Raw genomic sequence first — 1,312 nt, 5'->3', positions numbered from 1 at the left:
TGTCCCGTCCTGAAATGTGTTTACACATTGAGGACGAATTATGACTACTTCAAATAGGACCTATGTTAAGCGCACTCAGCGTGATTACACACTAGGCTTTAAATTACAGATTGTCGCTGCTGTAGAAAGAGGCGATATGACATATAAACAAGCCCAAACCATTTATGGTATCCAAGGCCGCTCAACCGTTTTAACCTGGCTTCGAAAGCACGGTAAGATGGGTTGGGCGCAAAATCCAAGGATGAATGCCATGCACCAATCACCTAAGCCTAAAGAATCACCTGCACAGAAAATAAAACGTCTTGAGAAAGAGTTAGAAGACGAAAAAATCAAGAATCTCTTTTTAAATAGAGTGGTTGATATTCTTGATGCTGAGCACGGAACCAGTCTCAGAAAAAAGTATCTAGCCAAGGAGCAAGAAGCCTTCAAAAACAGGAAGGAATAAGTTTAGTTCGAATATGTAAGCTATGCGGTATAACGAGGCAGAGTGTTTATCAACGAGAGAAGCGAATTCATCATCGTCAGTTAGAGCTTAAACCGATTAAAAAAATGGTGTTGGATATTAGGCGTTATATGCCTCGGGTTGGTACTAGAAAGCTCTATTTTTTGCTTAAACCCAAACTACAAGAACAAGGTATCAAGTTAGGTCGAGATGCGCTTTTCAACTACTTACGCGATGAACGATTATTGGTAAGACCTAAACGTAGTTTTACAAAAACGACCAATAGTAGACATTGGATGAAGAAACACCCGAATTTATTAAAGGACTACCAACCATGTAGTCCGGAGAGTGTGTTGGTGAGCGACATAACCTATGTTCAATCTGATGAAGGGGTTCACTACCTATCATTGGTTACGGATGCGTTTAGTCGAAAAATAATGGGCTATGAGCTGAGCAATGAAATGAAAGCGACGGATGTCGTGAAAGCGCTGGATATGGCTATCAAAGGGCGTCGATATCATCGTCCTTGTATCCATCATTCAGATCGTGGTCTGCAGTATTGCTCAGGTGTTTATCAAGATAAGTTGAAAAGTAGCGGCATAATGCCTTCGATGACAGATGGTTATGACTGCTACCAAAATGCCTTGGCAGAGAGGATAAATGGAATCCTGAAACAAGAGTTCTTACTTGATAAGTGTAAAAACCTCGGAGAGCTTAAACAACTAGTAAAAGAGTCTATAAGTACCTATAACAACATGAGGCCGCACCTTAGTCTCAGGATGAAAACTCCAAATGAGGTGCATGAAAAAAGCCAACAGCTGACGCTGTTGGCTTAGTAGAAAAACTGTCAACGTATTTTAGGACGAGACA

Annotated in this window: 1 protein-coding gene; it reads left to right on the top strand. The window is 40.9% G+C overall.

From position 1 onward, the window contains the following. Positions 1 to 40 precede the first annotated feature (40 nt). Positions 41 to 1,278, top strand: a protein-coding gene (locus tag ACED53_RS23425) for an IS3 family transposase (RefSeq protein WP_139137228.1) whose coding sequence is annotated in 2 segments (ribosomal slippage) — positions 41 to 413 and positions 413 to 1,278 — 1,239 coding nt in all. Because the reading frame shifts where the segments join, the coding sequence is not laid out codon by codon here. Positions 1,279 to 1,312 lie beyond the last annotated feature (34 nt).

Origin of the sequence: Vibrio sp. 1F169 (genome assembly GCF_041439605.1) — a bacterium.
Lineage (GTDB): Bacteria > Pseudomonadota > Gammaproteobacteria > Enterobacterales > Vibrionaceae > Vibrio > Vibrio tasmaniensis_A.
Note: the sequence above shows the minus strand (reverse complement) of the source record. Positions and strands in the feature narration are given on the sequence as shown.